Origin of the sequence: Sphingobium sp. B8D3A, from assembly GCF_025961995.1 — a bacterium.
In the GTDB taxonomy this organism is placed as follows: domain Bacteria; phylum Pseudomonadota; class Alphaproteobacteria; order Sphingomonadales; family Sphingomonadaceae; genus Sphingobium.
In genome coordinates, this window is the sequence record NZ_JAOQOS010000001.1 from 808,755 (window position 1) to 826,801 (window position 18,047).

General features: G+C 63.2%; 7 protein-coding genes. 3 read left to right on the forward strand and 4 right to left on the reverse strand.

Translation table 11 applies throughout. From position 1 onward, the window contains the following. Nucleotides 1-193: 193 nt before the first annotated feature. Nucleotides 194-3,589, reverse strand: coding sequence for an acyl-[ACP]--phospholipid O-acyltransferase (locus M2342_RS03655; RefSeq protein WP_264578075.1), 3,396 nt, complete (start codon nucleotides 3,587-3,589; stop codon nucleotides 194-196). Nucleotides 3,590-3,640: 51 nt separating this feature from the next. Continuing rightward, a complete protein-coding gene (locus M2342_RS03660) occupies nucleotides 3,641-6,586 on the reverse strand; it encodes a DUF2339 domain-containing protein (RefSeq protein WP_264578076.1) in 2,946 nt (981 codons plus the stop codon). A gap of 100 nt (nucleotides 6,587-6,686) precedes the next feature. Between M2342_RS03660 and M2342_RS03665 the strand changes: the two genes are divergently transcribed. Together M2342_RS03665 and M2342_RS03670 are read left to right on the forward strand one after the other, a co-directional pair. Continuing rightward, complete coding sequence (locus tag M2342_RS03665; protein ID WP_264578077.1) at nucleotides 6,687-7,289, forward strand: TetR/AcrR family transcriptional regulator; 603 nt, start codon at nucleotides 6,687-6,689, stop codon at nucleotides 7,287-7,289. 263 nt (nucleotides 7,290-7,552) lie between these two features. After that, nucleotides 7,553-10,528, forward strand: coding sequence for an amidohydrolase family protein (locus tag M2342_RS03670; RefSeq protein WP_264578078.1), 2,976 nt, complete (start codon nucleotides 7,553-7,555; stop codon nucleotides 10,526-10,528). A gap of 76 nt (nucleotides 10,529-10,604) precedes the next feature. On the opposite strand, the gene M2342_RS03675 is transcribed toward M2342_RS03670, so the two are convergent. Both M2342_RS03675 and M2342_RS03680 read right to left on the reverse strand, forming a co-directional pair. Beyond that, complete coding sequence (locus tag M2342_RS03675) at nucleotides 10,605-12,455, reverse strand: gamma-glutamyltransferase family protein (RefSeq protein ID WP_264578079.1); 1,851 nt, start codon at nucleotides 12,453-12,455, stop codon at nucleotides 10,605-10,607. A gap of 147 nt (nucleotides 12,456-12,602) precedes the next feature. Next, the gene (locus M2342_RS03680; RefSeq protein ID WP_264578080.1) at nucleotides 12,603-15,722 is read right to left on the reverse strand and encodes a TonB-dependent receptor domain-containing protein; all 3,120 of its coding nucleotides are present in this window, start codon (nucleotides 15,720-15,722) and stop codon (nucleotides 12,603-12,605) included. A 389-nt stretch (nucleotides 15,723-16,111) separates the two neighbouring features. Between M2342_RS03680 and M2342_RS03685 the strand changes: the two genes are divergently transcribed. Further along, nucleotides 16,112-18,022: a gamma-glutamyltransferase family protein gene (locus M2342_RS03685; RefSeq protein WP_264578081.1), complete on the forward strand. Its 1,911-nt coding sequence runs from the start codon at nucleotides 16,112-16,114 to the stop codon at nucleotides 18,020-18,022. Nucleotides 18,023-18,047 lie beyond the last annotated feature (25 nt).

Here is an 18,047-nt window from a genome sequence, read left to right on the forward strand (position 1 = left end):
GTTCTTCATCTGGCCAATTGGGCCACTGGAGAAGGAACATGGAGTGTCCCATGGCATGTCTCCGATGGCCGGGATGGCCGATCAGAGTTTAACTCGCTTGTGGCATTCAGGTGGGCGTCGACAATACCACCTTATCCAGCGGTGAAGGCAGCGAGGCAGCGAATGTCCACCAGTCCATCCGCTCCTCCCGACCTTATGTCGCTGCTAGCTCGCTCATCTTGACATAATCCAGCTTGCCTGTGCCCAGAACGGGCAGGGCATCCAGCACGCGGATATCACGGGGGAGAGAAAGCTCGGTCACGCCATTGGCGCGTCCCCAACTTTGCAGCGCTGGGAAACTGGCATCCTTCGCTGTCGTGAACATCACCAATTGTTCGCCCTTCTTCGGGTCTGGCCTGGTCACCACCGCGTGCTCGGCTTCCGGCCAGACCTTTGCGGCATAGGCCTCGACTGCCGGCAGAGAGATCATCTCGCCGCCAATCTTCGCGAAGCGCTTGGCGCGCCCGCGTATCGTAACGAAGCCTTCGTCATCGATGGTCACGATGTCGCCTGTATCGTGCCACCCGCCTTCCGGCGGTTGCAGGTCGCCCGGTGCATCAGCTTTCATGTAGCCGGCCATGATGTTGGGCCCGCGAATGGACAGGCGACCGCCTTCCTCAATCCCCGGTACATCGTCCAGACGCGCCTCGATCCCCGGGAGCAGCCGCCCCACGGTACCCGCGCGGAAGTGCATCGGCGTGTTCACGGCAATGACCGGCCCGGCCTCTGTCGCGCCATAGCCCTCCAGGATTCGCAGGCCAAATTTCTCGGCATAAGCCTTGCGCGTCTCGTCACGCACGCGCTCGGCGCCGGCGAAAATGTAGCGCAAGGAGTAGAAGTCATAGCCGTGCGCCATGCGCGCATAGCCGGACAGGAAGGTGTCGGTGCCAAAGAGGATCGTGGCGTTCGCATCATAGGCGAGCGCAGGCACGATCCGGTAATGCAGTGGACTGGGATAGAGCACGGTCTTCACGCCGTGTAGGATCGGCAGCAGCGTTCCGCCCGTGAGCCCAAAGCTGTGAAACACCGGGAGAGCATTCAGCACCACATCGCTCGCATTGAAATCAATGCGCGCTGCGAGTTGGCGGCAGTTAGAAAGCAGGTTGCGATGGGTGAGCACGACGCCCTTGGGCACCCCTTCCGATCCGCTGGTGAAGAGGATGACGGCGGGCGCATCCGGCGAAACACGCAGACGTCTGTGGCGGCTGAGCGCGGACCGGCTTGCGAGCTTGGCGCGCAGCTTGGCGCTGATGCCGATTTGTGCGCCGACATCCTCCAGCCAGATGAATGAGAGCCCGTCGGCTTCCAGTCCGGCAACCAGCTCCGTCAGCTTCGCCTGCGTCACAAAGGCGCGTGCGGTGATGACGGTGCGAACCTGTGCGGCTGTGCATGCCGCGCGAATATTGGCGAGGCCCGCTGTATAATTGAGCATGGCAGGAACGCGGCCGCCCGATTGCAGCGCAAAGAAGCTCGCAACCACGCCGGAGACATTGGGCATCAGGAGGCCGACAGCCTCCCCGCGGCGCGTCGTTTCGCTCAAGGGCTTGGCGAGCGCGAGCGAAGCGATGACCAGCCGATCGTAGCTCATCGGCTCGCGCTTCACATCCTCGACCACCTCGGCCTTTCCGCCGTGAATTTCGCGCGCTTCGAGCAGGGCCTCGAACAGAGTCGTGCGGGTCGACGATGTGTCGAAGATCATCCGGCTCATCTCGTCATAGAGACGGCGGCCGGCGATGGCGCGGCGCGTGCGCGCGGTATGATCCCCCTCGATGGAGAAGCGACGCGCTGGCAGGACCGTCAGGCGGATCTTGGGGAAGCGGCGCAGACGCACCTTGCCCCTGAGGCGCGAGAAGGGCGTAAACTGAGCACCATCGATGCGGACCGGGATGATCGGCGCGTCTGCCTTGTCGGCGACCATGCCTGGCCCGTCGAACACTTTCATGAGTGCACCGGTGACGGTGATGCGGCCTTCCGGGAAGATGACCAGCGTGCGCCCCTCGCGCACCGCCTTCACCATTGCCTTGGCGGACAGCGGATTGGTGGGATCGACCGAAAACGCATCGAAGAGTGGCAGGAAGGGCTTCAGCCACCACGCCCTGGCGATGCGCGTGTGGACAGCAAAGGTTGGCTTACCGGGCAGGAACGCGGCCAGCAGCAGGCCATCAAGAAAGGAGACATGATTGACGACGACCACTGCCGGCTCGCCTGCGCGGGGCATGTTCTCGGCCCCAAGCAGTTCGACACGGTAAAGGACCTTCAACGTGGTTCTGACGATCGCCTTGAAGAGCGTTTCGGGCAGCAGCCAGCAGGAGATGAGGGCAATAGAGAGCGTTGCAAAGCCGAGGGCGCCGATGACGCCCGGCACGGTGGTGCCCGTCGCCAAGAGGATTGTGGCAACGATCACGACAAGAACGGAAACGGCCGCGTTGACGATGTTGTTTGCCGCGATGGTGCGCGACCGTTCGCCGCTGGGCGAATGGGTTTGCAGGATCGTATACAAGGGCACGATGAACATGCCGCCTGCGACGGCAAGGCCGACAAGATCCACCAGGATCCGCCAGCTACCCGGCGTAGCGAGGAAAGCCGGGATGCCCGCATCCGGCACGACCGATCGAAAGGCGCTGGAGGAAAGCCACAGGTCGACCATGAAGGCGGACATCAGCAATGCTGAAATCGGCACATAGCGGGCGGACACCTCACCTTTGAGCAGCGCATTGACCAGCAACGACCCGATGGCGACGCTGATCGAGAAGACGACCAGAAAGAGGGTAGCGACGTCCTTGTTGGCCATGAGAACGCCAGAAACGAGCGGACCGAACTGCGAGAGCAGCACGGCACCCACGGCGAAGAACCAACTGATCCCGAGGATAGACAGCCATACCCCCCGGCCATGCCGCGCCGCCTTCAGGATGTTCCAAGTACTGGCGAAGATGTTCACATCGATCTTGAGTCCCGGCGCCGTGGCGGGCGCTGGAGGGACGGCCAGCGCTACAAGGAAGCCGACGACTGCAAGGCCGGTGGCGATCAGGCCGGCCTCCCAAGGCGGGATCTGCTGCGCCAGAAGTTGGCCGCCGAGAATGGCGAGGAAGGTGCCGGCTTCAATCAGGCCCACGCCCCCCACGACCTCATTCTCGCGCAAGTGCTGCGGAATGATCGAGTATTTGACGGGGCCGAACAGTGTCGAGTGCATTCCCATCAGGAAGAGCGCGACCAGCAGCACGGGAACGGATTCGAACCAGAAGCCGGCGAGGCCAATCCCCATGATGCCGATCTCGGCTGCCTTCACGAATCTGACCAGGGCAGCTTTGTCACGCGCGTCCGCAATCTGTCCGGCGAGCGCGGAGAACAGGAAATAAGGCGCGATGAAGATGCCGCTCGCGATGACCGAAAGCAGCCCAGCCTGGCTCGCGTCACCCTTGTAGAGAGAGAATGTTGCCAGGAAGAGCAGCGCGAACTTCAGCAGATTGTCGTTGAAGGCGCCGAGGAACTGCACCACGAAAATCGGTGCGAAACGGCGCTTTGTCAGCAGTGAAAATTCCGGAGCGGACATGCAGATCTCCCTTGAAGGCTGTCGCCTAGCAGCGAGTTGACTTTGGAACCGTTAATTGGAGTCGCTGCGCAGGAAGCGGCTGTAGAGCCAGCCAACTCCGATCAGGCTGAACCCCAGAGCAAGGAATGAGAGGATACGTAGCAGCCCTTCGAGCCCGGACGCGTCGATCAGGAAGACCTTCGCGATGGCAGCGAGCAGAAGGAGAAGCGAACCTGTGCGCCAGATTCGGTCCGCCTGCCGAATGCCCCAGCCGAGCCAGCCGATCGCCATGGCAATGGCCAGCACCGACCAGAGAATGCTCTCGCTCTGTCCGATTGGCACGCCGACCAGAATGGTGCCGGTGAAGAACCGACGCAAACTTGAGAAGGCAAAGATGAGGATCACCAGCATGTCCCATGGCACACGCGCGCGTGCGATGTGACCATCCAGATCCGGCCGAACCAATTGGACGATTCGTGGGGCTGCGAACGCGATGGCGTAGCACGGCAGTAGCAGGTTCAGCAGCGGCCAGGCGCCCACACTCTGTTCGCTCCAGAGCGGATTGTGCAGGAGCATCGAATAAACGAGATTATGCGCGAGGCCGGCGCCGATGAGAAGGGTGGCGGCGACATGCTGCTGCTTTCTCCAGCGCCACAAGGCCAAGCCGGTGCCGATCAACAGCATCTGCCAAATCGTCCGCTCCGCCAGGCCCAGGGCAATGAAGTGCTGGCTATCATTTATCGCAAAGATCAGCTTGTAGAGGCAGTGAGCCCCGATCAGTGTGGGGATGCCGAACAGCAGCCAGGGCAGACGGGCCGGGCTGAGTTCGGCCTTGTCCCGCAGCATCCAGAAGGCCGAAGCGAGGAGAAATGCGGGTCCGACGAGGCCGCGAAGGACAAGACCGAGAGGTGGCAGATCGCTCGAAAACACGGGGAAGCCGGCGAGCGAACCCATTCCCCGGATCAGCCACGCCCCCGACGGTGCGATCATCCACAGCATGACAATGGCGCTCAACGTCAGCATCGCCGCTGCAAGGTCCCCCGGAAAATGGCGGCGTGCGATCAAGGCAAGGCCCAGGATGCACGCGGCTGCGACAGTGGCAAGCCAGGGTGCCGGCACGATCTGGGCGAGGAAGCCATAAACGAGGACGGCGGTCGCCGCCGACAGGGCCCGGCCCAGACTTGTGCCGGCGTTGTGCCACGCGAAAGCTCCCCCGACGAGGGCAAGACATCCCCAACGGAGCAGTGCCTGGGCGCTGTGGAGAGGGTCGACGGACGCTGTCAGTCGTTCCACCTCGCCATTTGCCAAGCCAGTACCGATGAGCAGCAGCACAGCGCCGGCGAGATAGACGAGCGCGCCGTTAGATATCCGCCGATCCTGCGAGAAAAGGGCGATCAGCAGAAGGCCAGCGGATACCGCCGCGATCGCGACAGGCTGTAGCCAGATGCTCACGCTAAAAGTCGCTGACCAGATCAGGATGAATCCCGAGGCGAGCGCAAGGACGGGGAAGCGCCAGTCATCCTGCCGGTCGGACGCGCGCCATCCGAGCGCAGCTCCCAGCGCGGGCAGCGCCGCGAATCCAACGCCCAGCAGCGCGTTGCCTGTCTCGCTGGCGTCAAAGGGCTGGTGGAGCGTCACAAAATAGGCGCCGATGCCGATTCCAACGACTTGCCCGGCTTCAACAATGCCTCCCCCAGGCCGCCAGAGTCGCCACAAGGCTGGACCCCCGAAGATCAGGATGATGCCACCCATCACCGCAGTGAACAGGCCCAGGGGTGCCGCTGGCCAAAGATACGCCAGGAACAAGCTGATGCCGAGCGGCAGAACCGTCATCGTTCGCAAGGTCGGCATGCGCTCGGTTAGCCAGAAGAATGCGAGGGACAGCAGCCCATAAAGTCCCCAGCTCAATCCATCATAGCCGCCCTGCGAGACAAGCAGGCCCAGCTGCAAGGCCGCTGCGGCGGCTGCAACCGCGCGGAGCACGACGCTGCGGTCCTCGCGGCCCGTTACGACTGGCAAAGCGATGCCGAAGAGTAGAACGATAAGGCCGATCGAGAGCACCGAGAATTGGCTGAGCTCGCCCATGACGATCACGAGCGCAGACCAACTCATCCCCCCGGCGAGTGCCATTGCGCCCAGCCAGAACCAGCGCTTGCGGCGGGACAGCACAGTCAGGCTGCCGATGACCATTGCGAGATAGCCGCTCAATAAGGGAATGTTGGGCGCGCCACTCTGGATCAGGGCCGGTGTGGCTAGGCCGCCCAGCAGTGCGAGCACAGCGCACGGCGCGCCAAACCGCAACGCCAGACCGATGGCCGCTGCGGTGGTGGCAGTCAGTCCGGCGAATGCCATGCCGGGCGAGATGAGATGATAGAGATTGTTCGCTGACAATATGGCGACATACAGGCTGCTGACGCCTGCGCCCGCGAGCGATTGCGCGACACGATCGTCCCGAACGAACCGCTCCATCTTTCGGGCGAGTTCGGCTGCTGCGATCAGCGCTGATCCAAAGATAAGTCCGAGCATAACCCGGACCCATGGAGAGAGCAGGCCCGCGTCGATCGAATATTTGACGAGCAGAACAGCCGCTACAATCAGCGTGACGCCGCCCGCCCAGATCGGGAGACGGCGACCGAACAGGTCTTCAAACCCGCTGCTCTCATGGGCATGGGGGTCTTGCTCCGGCCCAACTGCATCCGGTTCGGCCGGTGTCGGCAGACTATTCTCCTCGACCTCACGCGGCGCAGGGTCGCTCGCGATGATGTCCCGCATGGTTGGCGGGGCTTGCAGTTCGATGTGAGCAGGCGGCGTCTCGGATGCAGCGACGCGTGCTGGGCCTCGATATGGTGTGGGGTGATCAAAGTCGGCGTGGAGGCCTGCTTCCGCCTCCGGCTGGCGGTCTACCGATGAGCCGGCAATACTCCCGCCCACCTCTTTTTCCAGCCGATCCAGGCGCTTGCGCGTATCGAGCAGCAGAGAGCCCAAGATCAGAATTGCGATGAACAACATCGTCGTCATGACGCTTTCCCCACTTCACTACACACAGCGCTAACCCAAAAATGAACAGTGTACAATTATAAAATTAGACGCCGTTCAATTAAATGTTTACGGGCGTCGCATGGGCAGACGATCAGATCATGGCCGAGAAGAACTGGAAGCCCTCATTCTCGAGGCCGCGCAGGGTTTGATGGAGGAAACTGGGTACAGCCGTTTTTCCGCGCGCGAAGTCGCAAAGCGGATCGGCTATTCGGTCGGAACGATCATGCACGTGTTCGGCAACGTCGATGGGCTGGTGCTGGCCGTCAACAGCCGAACTTTTGCGCGGTGGGCGCAATGGCTTGAGGATCGCCTGCAGCAAGTATCCGGCACTGCACGCATCCAATGCCTGGTGCAGGGGTATTTCGATTTTGCGGGCGCCCATCCCAATCTTTGGTCGGCCATTTATGAACATCGCCTGCCCGAAGGCATGGACATGCCCGACGCGCTGGCCGCGGAGCGTGCGCGGCTCACCACGATCATTGTCCGCGAGGTAGAGGCGGTACTGCCGAGCGAAGCGAAGAACAGCGCATCCCGCTTGGCGCGCTCACTAATCGCGACTGTTCATGGCCATTGCAGCTTCGCGCTGGGCGGCAGCTTCGCGTTGATGGAGGAAACCGATCCGCTGTCCTTGGCCGAAGCCAGGGTGATGGAAGCCCTCAGGGCTAACGGTGCCAGCTTGTGAAGCTTCGTGTTTCGCCCATATAGCGGATGTTCGAGCGCAGACGTGAGAGCCCTCAAAGCGACCCTCGGTTCAGCCTGACCAGGAGTTCCACCGATCGGCACGACATGGCTTGCTTGCCGGCGTGAACGCTTGAACCATCGCGCCTTCATGACACAAATCCGGCCAACCCCGCCCCTGGCATGGACAGCCTCCCCGTACGTAGTTTGAAGCATTCCCCTCAGCCTGCTCCCCACTTACGTTAGCCATCAAACGGGGGTTAGCGCATGGGCAGTCTTGTGGTTCGGCTTTGTCTTTCTTCTGTGGCGACAGCCCTGATCCTGGCCGCACCGGCGGCTGCGGAGACCACCCTTTCACCGCCGGGCACAGCGACGCCGATGAAGGTCGACGTGCATGAGGGCACGTCCATGTCTGTGGCTGTTTCTCCGGATGGGCAATCGCTTGCGGTGGATTTGCAGGGTAGCCTGTGGATCATTCCGGCCAAAGGTGGTGAGGCAAAGCGCATCACCGACTACTTCAACGATGCCCGTCAACCTGTCTGGGCGCCGGATGGCAAGACACTGGCCTTCTTCTCCTATCGTGACGGCAATTATGATCTTTATACGATCGAGCCGGATGGCTCCAACATGCGGCATGTCACGAACGGACTGGCAGACGACCGAGAGCCCGCCTGGTCACCGGATGGGAAGCAACTCGCATTCTCATCCGATCGGGCGGGGAGCGGTCCAGCCGGTTACAACATCTGGTCGGTGGACGTCGCGACCGGCGTCGTGCGTCAGCTCACCTCGGATGCTTATGAAGACCGGCTGCCAAGCTGGTCACCCGATGGGAAGGAGATCGCCTATTCCAGCCAGCGTGGGAGCGCGACCGGCATCTATGCCGTCTCAATCACAGACGGGCGCGAGCGAGCGGTAAAGGAGGGGCCGGGAACATTCACCGCCCCGTCATGGTCGCCGACCGGGCAACTCGCCTATGTGTCGTCGAGTTCGACGGCAAGCCGGCTTGAAGTTGATGGAACGGCCGTCTCAGGGGACGAGAATGTCTTCCCGTTTCGGACTTCCTGGCTGGCCGGTTCAGGCGCGTACTTTTATGTCTCAGACGGGAAAATCCGGCGACGCACGGGCAGGCGAGAGCAGACGATACCCTTTACCGCGACGTTGGAAGTCACGCGCCCAGCCTATGTGCGTGCCAAGCGCGACTGGGACTCCACCGCGCCACGCCGTGCCGTCGGCATTCTCAAGCCTACGCTCTCGCCCGATGGCAAAAACATCGCTTTTATCGCGCTTGGCGATCTCTATATCGCGCCCATTGCGGGCGGGAAGCCGGAGAATCTCACCAACGACCATGCGATGGATACGGACCCATCATGGTCACCTGATGGCAGCAAGATAGCCTATACCTCTGACAAATCGGGCGGGCTGGGCCAGATCTGGATCCGTGACCTGAAAACCGGCGAGGCCCGCCAGCTCACCAACATCGACACGCAACCGCTGGGTGCAGCCTGGTCCCCGGATGGCAAGCGCATCGCGTTCATCGACGTTGATGGGCGATGGGGCGTTGCAGGTCTGGCCATGATCGACATCGAGAGCGGCGCGCTAACCCGGCTGCAGAAATCTTTGCCTCAGCCAGGCGAGCCAAGCTGGTCGGCGGACGGGAAATATGTCGCGATCACGCTCTCAAAGCTTATGTCCCGCAGTTTCCGTGAAGGCACCAATCAGGTCTACATCGTGCCCACCGATGGCGTTGGCCAGCCGATGTGGAAGGAACCGGACCCGAATGTCTCGATCGACACGCGCGGCGGCGGCGGTCCCGCTTGGTCACCGGACGGCACGAAAATGGCGGCGATATATGAGGGCCTGCTCAAGATTTGGCCCGTGGCCGCCGACGGCACGCCGCTCGGCCCGCCGCGCAGTTACAATGACGAGATTTCACATTATCCCAGTTGGTCGGGCGATGCGAAGACCATCCTCTATCAAAATGCCGACAAGCTGAAGACCATCGACGTCGAGACCGGCGTGATCCGCGAGGTTCCGCTCGATCTGACCTACACGCTCGCCAAGCCGGCAGGGCGGACGATCATCCATGTCTCGGCCCTCGTCGATGCGGTGCGCGACGAGACGCAGCGGGACAAGGACATCGTCATCGAGGGCAACCGCATCGTCGAAATCCGCGATCACGATCCGGCAGTCCACGCCGATGCCCGCTATATCGATGGCACGGGATTGACCGCCATCCCGGGCCTCATCGAACATCACAGCCATTCGCAGAAGGACTTTGGCGCCGCGGGCCATCGCGCCTGGCTGGCCTATGGCATCACCACGGTGCGCGATCCGGGTAACCAGGTCTACAGCGGCGTCGAGGATCGCGAGGCGCAGGAAGCCGGCGTGCGGATCGGCCCGCGCATGTACGAGAATGGCCCGCTCCTGGAATGGCAGCGCGTCTACTACAAGATGGGCGTCGCGGTCGCCGGGCCAGCGCATCTGGAACGGGAGCTGGAGCGGGCGAAGCTGCTCAAATATGACGTGCTCAAAAGCTACGTCCGTATGCCCGACATCTATCAGCGCCGCATCGTCGAGGCAGCGCACGACATGGGCGTGCCGGTGACCGGCCACGAGATTTACCCCGCCGCCTATACCGGGGTGGATGCCACCGAACACACCGGCGCGACGAGCCGCCGCGGCTATTCACCCAAGCAGGCGCCGCTCGGCCGGGCCTATGACGATGTCGTAAAGCTCTTCGGCAAGAGCGGCCGCACGCTGACGCCGACCCTGTTCGGGTCGCTCGGCCCCTATCTGGCCCGAAACCCGGACTATCAGAGCGATCCTCGCGTGGCCCTTTATCCCAAATGGGCACAGCAGAGCGTCACCGGCACCGACCCGATGGCCGCCGCGCTCGGACCGGCGCTCAGAGGCTCCCTCAAGCTGGTCAAGGATGCCTTCGACGCAGGCGCCCTGATTACGGCGGGGACCGATACGCTGATTGCGACCAACCTTCATTCGGAGATCGCGGCCTATGTCGACGCCGGGCTCACGCCATTCCAGGCGCTACAGACGGCGACTGTGAACGCCGCGAAATCGCTGAACCTGGACGCCGGTACGCTGGAACCGGGCAAGCTGGCCGACATCGTCCTTATCGAGGGCGACCCGCGGGAGAACATCGCCGCGACGTTCAAGGTGCGCAGGGTTATCATCAACGGCGTTGCCTATGATGAAGCGGACCTGCTCAAGGCCCCAGCCGACTGAAGCGCGGCCTGATTGCCCCCGCCTCGTGCGAACCGGGTCAAGCCGGAGGGGCTGCCGTAGTCAGGCCGGGCGGGCTTCAATAACCCAGGGCATAGCCCATGCGCCGTGGATCTGCCCCGCCCATCACCGCCCCCGAGGCATCGACCAGCACGCCCTGAACGCTGCCAATGGCATAAGGACCGACAGCCTCCACCGCATGTCCCATCGCGGAAAGTGCCTGCCGGGTCGCCTCATCGAACCGCGATTCCATTTGCACGCGGATACGGGCGCCGGGTCTGTAGAAATTGGGCTCTGCATCGAGCGCGAAACGGGGGGACTCAATGGCTTGCTGGATCGACATGCCGCGATCCACGACGTTGACGAGAAACTGAAACTGGGTCTGGCCAATGGTCTCCCCTCCCGGCGATCCGAACGCAAGGTGCAGCCGCCCCTTGTCGAGCACGATGGTCGGCCCATTGCCGAGCAGCGCGATGCGGCCGGGCGCCACGTGATTGGGGTGGCCGGCATAGGGTGAGGTCGACCCGTGCCGCAGCCCGTTGTTGCACAGCAGGCCAGTATCTCCCATCACCACGAAGGTGCCGAAGCCGCCGCCAATCGTCGTGGTCACGCAAATGGCGTTGCCGTCACTGTCGATGGCGGTGAGGCTCGTGGTGTCGCCAGGCGTGGAGCGCTCACTGCGCGAGGCCAGCGTCTGAGACTCAGCGTTCCAGCCGGCCAGATCGGCGCCCTGCGGAAAGGTCATCGCGCGCGCGGGAGAGATCAGCCGGCGCCGGGCGGCCGCAAATGTCTTCGAGAGCAGGCGGTCGACCGGGACAGCCGCCGAGGCGGGATCGGCGGCGTAGCGATACACGTCCGCCTTGGCGATCTTGATTGCCTCGATCAGGAGGTGCGCGATGGCGGCATCGCCGCCGCCCATGCCGTCCAGCGTCCAGCCTTCCACGATGTTCAGCTGCTCGCAAAGCTCCAGTCCGGTGCGCGACGTGAGCGGACTGCAATAAACGTCCAGCCCGCGATAGGTCGTCGAGACAGGGTCTGCCCAGCGCGGTCCAAACGCGCGCATATCGTCCAGCCGCAGCCAGCCTCCAGTTTCCCGCATGAAACGGTCGAACGCCTGCGCCACGGGGCCGGTATAGAAATGGTCATGCGCGGCCAGCAACGCGCGGTCGCGGTCGGCCCCGCCCTTCAGTGCCCTGGCCTCGGCGTCGGCGAGCGCTTGAAAGGTCCGCGCCAGCGGCACATTTCTGAAGATCGAACGCGGGGCCGGTGGTTGCCCGCCGGGAAGAAAAATCGCCGCGCTTGTCGGATAGCGGGCCAGCGTCGCACGAGCGCGGGCGATCGTTGCGGCGATGCTGCTGTCGAGGGGGTGTCCGTCGCGGGCATAGCCGATGGCAGGCTCCAGGAGGGTTGCGAGCGGCAGACGACCATAGCGGCGCGCCAGAGCAATCCAGCCTCCAAAGGCGCCCGGTGTGGCGACCGCCTTCGGGCCGCGGGCCAGCTCGGCGGGGTCCACGGCTGGATCGAGCAGCGCGGGAGCGCCACCCGTAAAGGCAAGGGCAGAGACCTTGCCGGACTTCCGCTCGAAGCAGGTCGCAAAGCCATTGCCGGCTGCGCTCGATGCCCATGGTTCGACCACGTTGAGAACCGCCATGGCGGCGATCACGGCATCGGCTGCGCTTCCGCCCTGGAGCAGCATCCGCGTGCCGGCCATCGCCGCAAGCGGATGCCCGGCACTGATCCCGCCATGGGGCATGGGCACCTCGACGCGGTGCGCCGCTACGGACGCAGCGCCCGTGCGGGGCGCGTCGGGCGCCCGGTCTCCCGACTGCGCGAGGCTGCTGCGCGGCAGCGCGACGAGCGAGGCGCTTGCCGCTGCAGCCGCGAGCAGATCGCGTCGGTTCAACAAGGCGGACCGTGAGCGGCTGTTCATCTCTGGGCATCCCTTGCCATGCATGCCGGCCTTGATTCCGCGACCCGGCAAGCCAGACGCGCATGCAGACGGGGCCGGTGTCCCCAAAAAGGGCAGCCCCGGTCCGGAAAAGCCGGGGCTACCAAGGTTAGGTATCGCGTCAAATCATCAGAACGACTTGGACAGGCCGGTGTACCAGTATCGGCCCTGTGGCTGGTACAGGCTGGAAAGATAGCCGCTGGAGGCGAGCGGCGGGTCCTTGTCGAAGGCATTCCGCACGCCGATCTGGAAGGTGGTGTTCTTCAACCAGCGGCTGGTCTCGTCGAACTTGTACTTGGCGTAGAAGTTCCACGTCGTCTGGCTCTTGACGACCCATGGATTGTTCGCCGCATCGCGCACGGCATTTTCATACACATCGTCAATGAACTGCGTGAACGCGCCAAGCGTCAGGCCGCCCATCATCCAGTTGAACGTGGCGGATCGGCGCCAGCGGGGCTGGCCGTCGCGCCCGACGACGTCGCCACCTCCCTGAATCGGCACGCCCTGATTGATCGAACCCGCGGCGCGCGCATCGATGACGGCCTGCACATCGGCCGGCACGTCGACATAATAGCTGATCAGCTTTGAGGCGTTGACGCTGAAGGAAAAGCTGCCGATCGGCGTATCCCGCAGCCTGTAATCCAGCTGGAAGTCGACGCCCTGCACGGTGACGGGCAGCAGGTTCTCGAAATTGGCGACGACATAGAGCAATTGCCCCACCGGCTGCAGCCCCGTGCCCGCAACAGCGGCAATATCGTCCGCCGTCGGCGCGGCCCGCACGACATTGGGATTGCTGCTCCCTTCGACGCGCAGCAGATAATCGAGGTTCAGCCCGTTCTGATAGTCGAGCAGCCCCACGACATTTTCCTGACGAATGCGCCAACGGTCCACGGTGAACGTCACATGCCCCCATTCGCTGGGCAGGGGCGGCTCGATCACCGCGCCGAAGCTCCAGCTCGTCGACTCCTCGGGCTTGAGGTTCTTGTTCCCGCCGCTGCGGCGCAGCACCGAGATGTTGCGGGCACATTGGGAGAAGTTGCTGATGCGCCCGGCGCGCAAATCGGCCTCGCACAGCACATAGTCGATGCCGCCGTTCACACGATCGAGGCTCGACGTGTTGATGACCTCCAGGTTCGGCGCGCGGAACCCCTGCGACCAGGATGCGCGCGCCTTGACGCCTTCGAGAATCTCCCATGACCCCGCGATTTTCGGCTTCGCCACATCGCCGACGTCACTGTAGGATTCATAGCGGCCGGCCAGTTGCAGATCGAGCGCACGGACGAGCGGGATTCCCATGTCCCGGTTCACCAGGCCGACGCCGATCTCGGCATAGGCGGATTTCACGTTGCGTTCGCCATGCACGTCCGGGCTGGGGCTCGCACCCACCAGATCGGATCCGTAGAAAATACCGGTGACAGCGTCGGTGTAGGTATTGTCTACGCCCAGAATGCCGCCCTGATATTTGCTCCGGTCGTCATTATAGGTCTCCTTGCGAAATTCGATGCCCGCCGCGATACCAACCGTGTTGCCCGCCCAGAGCGTGAGCAGATTGGCATTGGAGATCTTGAAATCGGCGAGAAAGAGCGAGGTCCGCGTGGACCGCGTCGCCTTGATCTTGAAGCTATCGATCGTCGCCTGATTGTTGAGGGCAAGGTCGCCGATGGAAGGGTTCAGCGGATCGCCGCCATTGAACGGGTTGTAAGCGTCGGGCGTGGTCTTGTTAATCGCGGCCTGCAACAGCGTGCTGGATATGCCGTCAGACGTGTCCTGTGCCGTCGCCCAGCTGTAAAGCGCCGCCGATTCCCAGCGCCAGCTGCCGAGTTCGCCCTTCAGGCCGGCCAGGAAGCGATACTGGTAATTGATCACCTCCACGTTGCGCGGCCCGGCATCGACGTAATTGTGGGAGCTGATGGTGACGGGAAGCCCCGTCGTCGGGATGTTGAGGCCGGGCAGGCGATTGGGCGAACCGACCGGACCGAGCGGGTTCCAGTAGGCATTTGCCGCGACCGTAATCGGAATGTTGGTCAGACTGCCGCCTGATGACGTCGTCGCGTTGGTCTTGCCGTGGTAGAAGCCGGCCTCGCCGAAGAAACTGAGCGTATCGGTCAGCTCATAGTTGAGGAAGGTGAAGAGATTGAGGCGCTTGACCGAGGGCTGAGTGGTCAGGCCCGAGAATGTCTGCGGCGCGTTGAAGCGGAGGTTGGAATCGACCGAAGCCATTTCCGTCGTGCCCACGCCGTCATCGAAGCACACGCCCGGCGTGGAGGTGGCAGTGCGGCAACCGACCTGCGTACTCGGTTGGGTGTGGAATTGCCGGGAGGCATTGGTGAGCGGTACACCATTACTGGTGATGATACCCGAGCCGGAAGCGCGGAAGGTGCCCCACGGCGCGCTGGTGCTGGTACCATTGAACGCCGCAACATTGGCGAAGGACGTTCCGGCGACGTAGGAGCGGCGATCCGCGTTCGCCGTATAGTCCTGATCGCTCAAATACAGCTTTGTTTTCTGGGTGTATCCCGCAAAGATAGAGATGTTGCCGCGCCCACCGCCGAAGCTCGTCCCGAACAGCGCATTGGCCTGCCATTCCTTGAGATTGGTTCCTTCCGCAAAGCCATATTGGCTGTCGATCCGCAAACCCTTGAAATCATTTTGCAGCACGTTGTTGACCACGCCTGCGACAGCATCGGAGCCATAGAGCGCGGCGGCGCCGTCACGGAGTACTTCGACCCGCTCGATCCCGCCGACCGGGATGGCGTTGGCATTGTAGCCGAAGGTCGGCACCCCCGAGTCCACCACGCCCGTGATCGCCTGCGAGGTGGGGTGAAGGACGGTACGCCGCCCGTTGATGAGAATGAGGGTATTGCCCTGGCCCAGGCCACGCAGGCTGATCGTCGACACGTCGCCGCGCGCGGCATTGGCGCTGCCGCCGCTCAGAACCTGCTCATTGAAGGTGACCCCGCCCAATTGCGGAATGGACCGAAACAGGTCGGCGCCCGACACGGCTGCCACGGCTTGAATCTGCTCGGTGCCGACAACATTGACAGGCAGAGCACCGGTCACCCTGGCGCCGCGGATCTGCGTACCAAGAACGATGATTTCGCTGCCCTCTGCCGTGCCGGGCGCGTCCGCCGCCGGCGGGGCCGGTTCGGTCGTCTGGGCGATGAGTGGCGTGCCATAAGCCATCGCGATCGCCAGGCTGGCGACGCTGCTGTGAATCCATGTTCGCGTAACGTGCTTGAGTGTCGACATCGGCTGTTTCCCCCTGCTTTCGTGACCCTCCGGGCACAAGCTGCCGGAGGTCGCCCTTTCGATCAGGCAGTCGATGTCCGCTGGCTGGCGGGAGCGACCATCCCGAGGGGAGTTGGCGTTTTCACCTTCTTGCTGGGTGAACGATGGCGCGTGCGGATCCCCGTTTCGAGTTCCGACATCCCTCCTGACAGCGGCACCTGGTGCCGCTTTCGGCTGATCGGGGGATAGAGATTTCCGGATTTTCCCGTCGATCGCCGCGAAAAAAAATTTCAAGTTTCAAACTTATGGGGAAAAGAAGTCAAAGCCCTATAAGATGAATGACGTATTGTGACGCGGCGGCTGCCGTCGCCTTGTTGCGCCTCTTCGACACGCGGAAATGGGGGCGTTTCATGAGCGGTACGATCGATGGCGAGGGCCAGGACACGCACCTCAGCAGACGTGGCTTTGGCACCGTGCTGGGCGGATTTGGCGCGGCCGCTCTCTTGGGCAGCGGTGCCTCCGTGGCGCAGACGCCTGTCCCGCCCACCCCTGCCAGCCCGCCCATGCCAGCTGAACCCACACACTTGAAAAGCGCTGGGGAAACCCTGCGCCCCGAAATTGTCGGCAACTTCGGGATTGTCGCGGCTGGCCGACACTACAGCGTGGCGGCCGGTGTGCGGATGTTGCTGGCGGGTGGCAATGCCACCGATGCCGGGGTCGCTGCGGTCTTCGCTGCCTCCGTCTGCGAGATTTCCCACTTCGGGTTCGGCGGTGAGGCGCCCACGATCATCTTCGATGCCAAAAAGGGGGCCGTTTCGGTCATCAACGGCCAAGGCTATGCGCCGCGGCTCGCAACGCCGGCCTATTTTGCCCGCGAGGGGATCATTCCCGGCAACGGCCCGAATGGCGGCACCATCCCGGCGGTGGTCGATGCCATGGCCCATGCCCTCTGGCTCAACGGCACCAAGACGCTGCACGAGGTGATGCAGCCGGCCATCGAACTCGCCGACGGGTTCGTGATGTACAATTTTCTCGCCGAGGTGTTCGCCAGCCAGAAGAAGGCCACCTCGCGCTATGCCAGCGCTTACGAGACTTATTATCCGGGCGGGCACGTCCCGCGCACCGGCGAGATGTTTCGCCAGCCCAATCTGGCGCGGACGCTGCGCACGATCGCGCAGGCCGACAAGGCGGAATTCGAGCGCTCAGGCGATCGCATGGCTGCCATCCAGGCAGGACGGGACATCTTTTACAAGGGCGATATCGCGCGCCAGATCGCGGCAGCCGTCGAGAAGGATGGCGGTCTGATGCGCTATGAGGATCTTGCCGATTATCAGGGCAAGGTCGAGCCGCCGGCCACCGCGCGCGTGTTTGGCTTCGAGGTGTGCAAGGGCGGCTTCTGGAGCCAGGGGCCGGCCCTGCTGATGAGCCTCAACATCCTTGAGGCTGCGGGTATCGAAAAGATGGTCCCGGGCAGCGATCCCTATCTGCACACCGTCGCCGAGGCCTTTAAACTCGCCTTCGATGATCGCAACATGTACTTTGGCGATCCCGACTTCGCCACGGTTCCAGCGAAGGGACTGCTCTCAAAGGCCTACGCTGCCGAGCGGGCGAAGCTCATCGGCCCGCAGGCCTCGCTCGAACATCGTTATGGCGATCCTTGGAAGTTCGAAGGCCGCAAGCGGTCGACACCCCAGTTCATGCCGCACACGCTCAAGCCCAAAGGCGGGCTGAGCGCCGATACGACGGCCATCGAAGTTGTGGACAAGGATGGCAATCTGTTCAGTTGCACGCCCAGCTCCGGCTGGCTGCTGGGCGGGGCCTACATCGCGGGGGAAACCGGCATCCCGCTCAGCAATCGCATGACCATGTTCGATCTCGATGCGGAGAGCCCCAATGTGCTGGCACCCCGCAAGCGGCCCCGCACTACGCTTTCGCCGGCCATGGTGTTGAAGGACGGCAAGCCCTTTCTAGCGATCGGGACGCCCGGCGGCGACAATCAGGACCAGCAGATCGCCAATGTGCTGCTGCGGCTTCTAGCCTTTGGCGAGCCGCTCCAGGCGTCGATCGAGGCGCCGCGCATCAATTCCAATCACTTCCACGGCTCCTTCCAGCGCAAGGCGGACGAGCCGGGTGTGCTGGAGATCGAGGACCGCGTTCCGCAGGATGTGCGCGATGCCCTCGCCGCACGCGGCCACAAGCTTGAGGTCCTGGGTCCGTTCGGGGTCTCGACGGGCATCGTCGCAGCCGGCGTCGAGCCGACCACAGGATCGTTGCGAGGCGGGGCGGATGTCCGGCGGGAACGCTACGCTTTCGGCTGGTAAGCGCAGGGGTTCTGGTGATGGGATT

Coding starts and splice junctions, on each gene's coding strand:
- M2342_RS03655 (WP_264578075.1), bottom strand. CDS start 3,589: ATGTCCGCTCCGGAATTTTCACTGCTGACAAAGCGCCGTTTCGCACCG.
- M2342_RS03660 (WP_264578076.1), bottom strand. CDS start 6,586: ATGACGACGATGTTGTTCATCGCAATTCTGATCTTGGGCTCTCTGCTG.
- M2342_RS03665 (WP_264578077.1), top strand. CDS start 6,687: ATGGGCAGACGATCAGATCATGGCCGAGAAGAACTGGAAGCCCTCATT.
- M2342_RS03670 (WP_264578078.1), top strand. CDS start 7,553: ATGGGCAGTCTTGTGGTTCGGCTTTGTCTTTCTTCTGTGGCGACAGCC.
- M2342_RS03675 (WP_264578079.1), bottom strand. CDS start 12,455: ATGAACAGCCGCTCACGGTCCGCCTTGTTGAACCGACGCGATCTGCTC.
- M2342_RS03680 (WP_264578080.1), bottom strand. CDS start 15,722: ATGTCGACACTCAAGCACGTTACGCGAACATGGATTCACAGCAGCGTC.
- M2342_RS03685 (WP_264578081.1), top strand. CDS start 16,112: ATGAGCGGTACGATCGATGGCGAGGGCCAGGACACGCACCTCAGCAGA.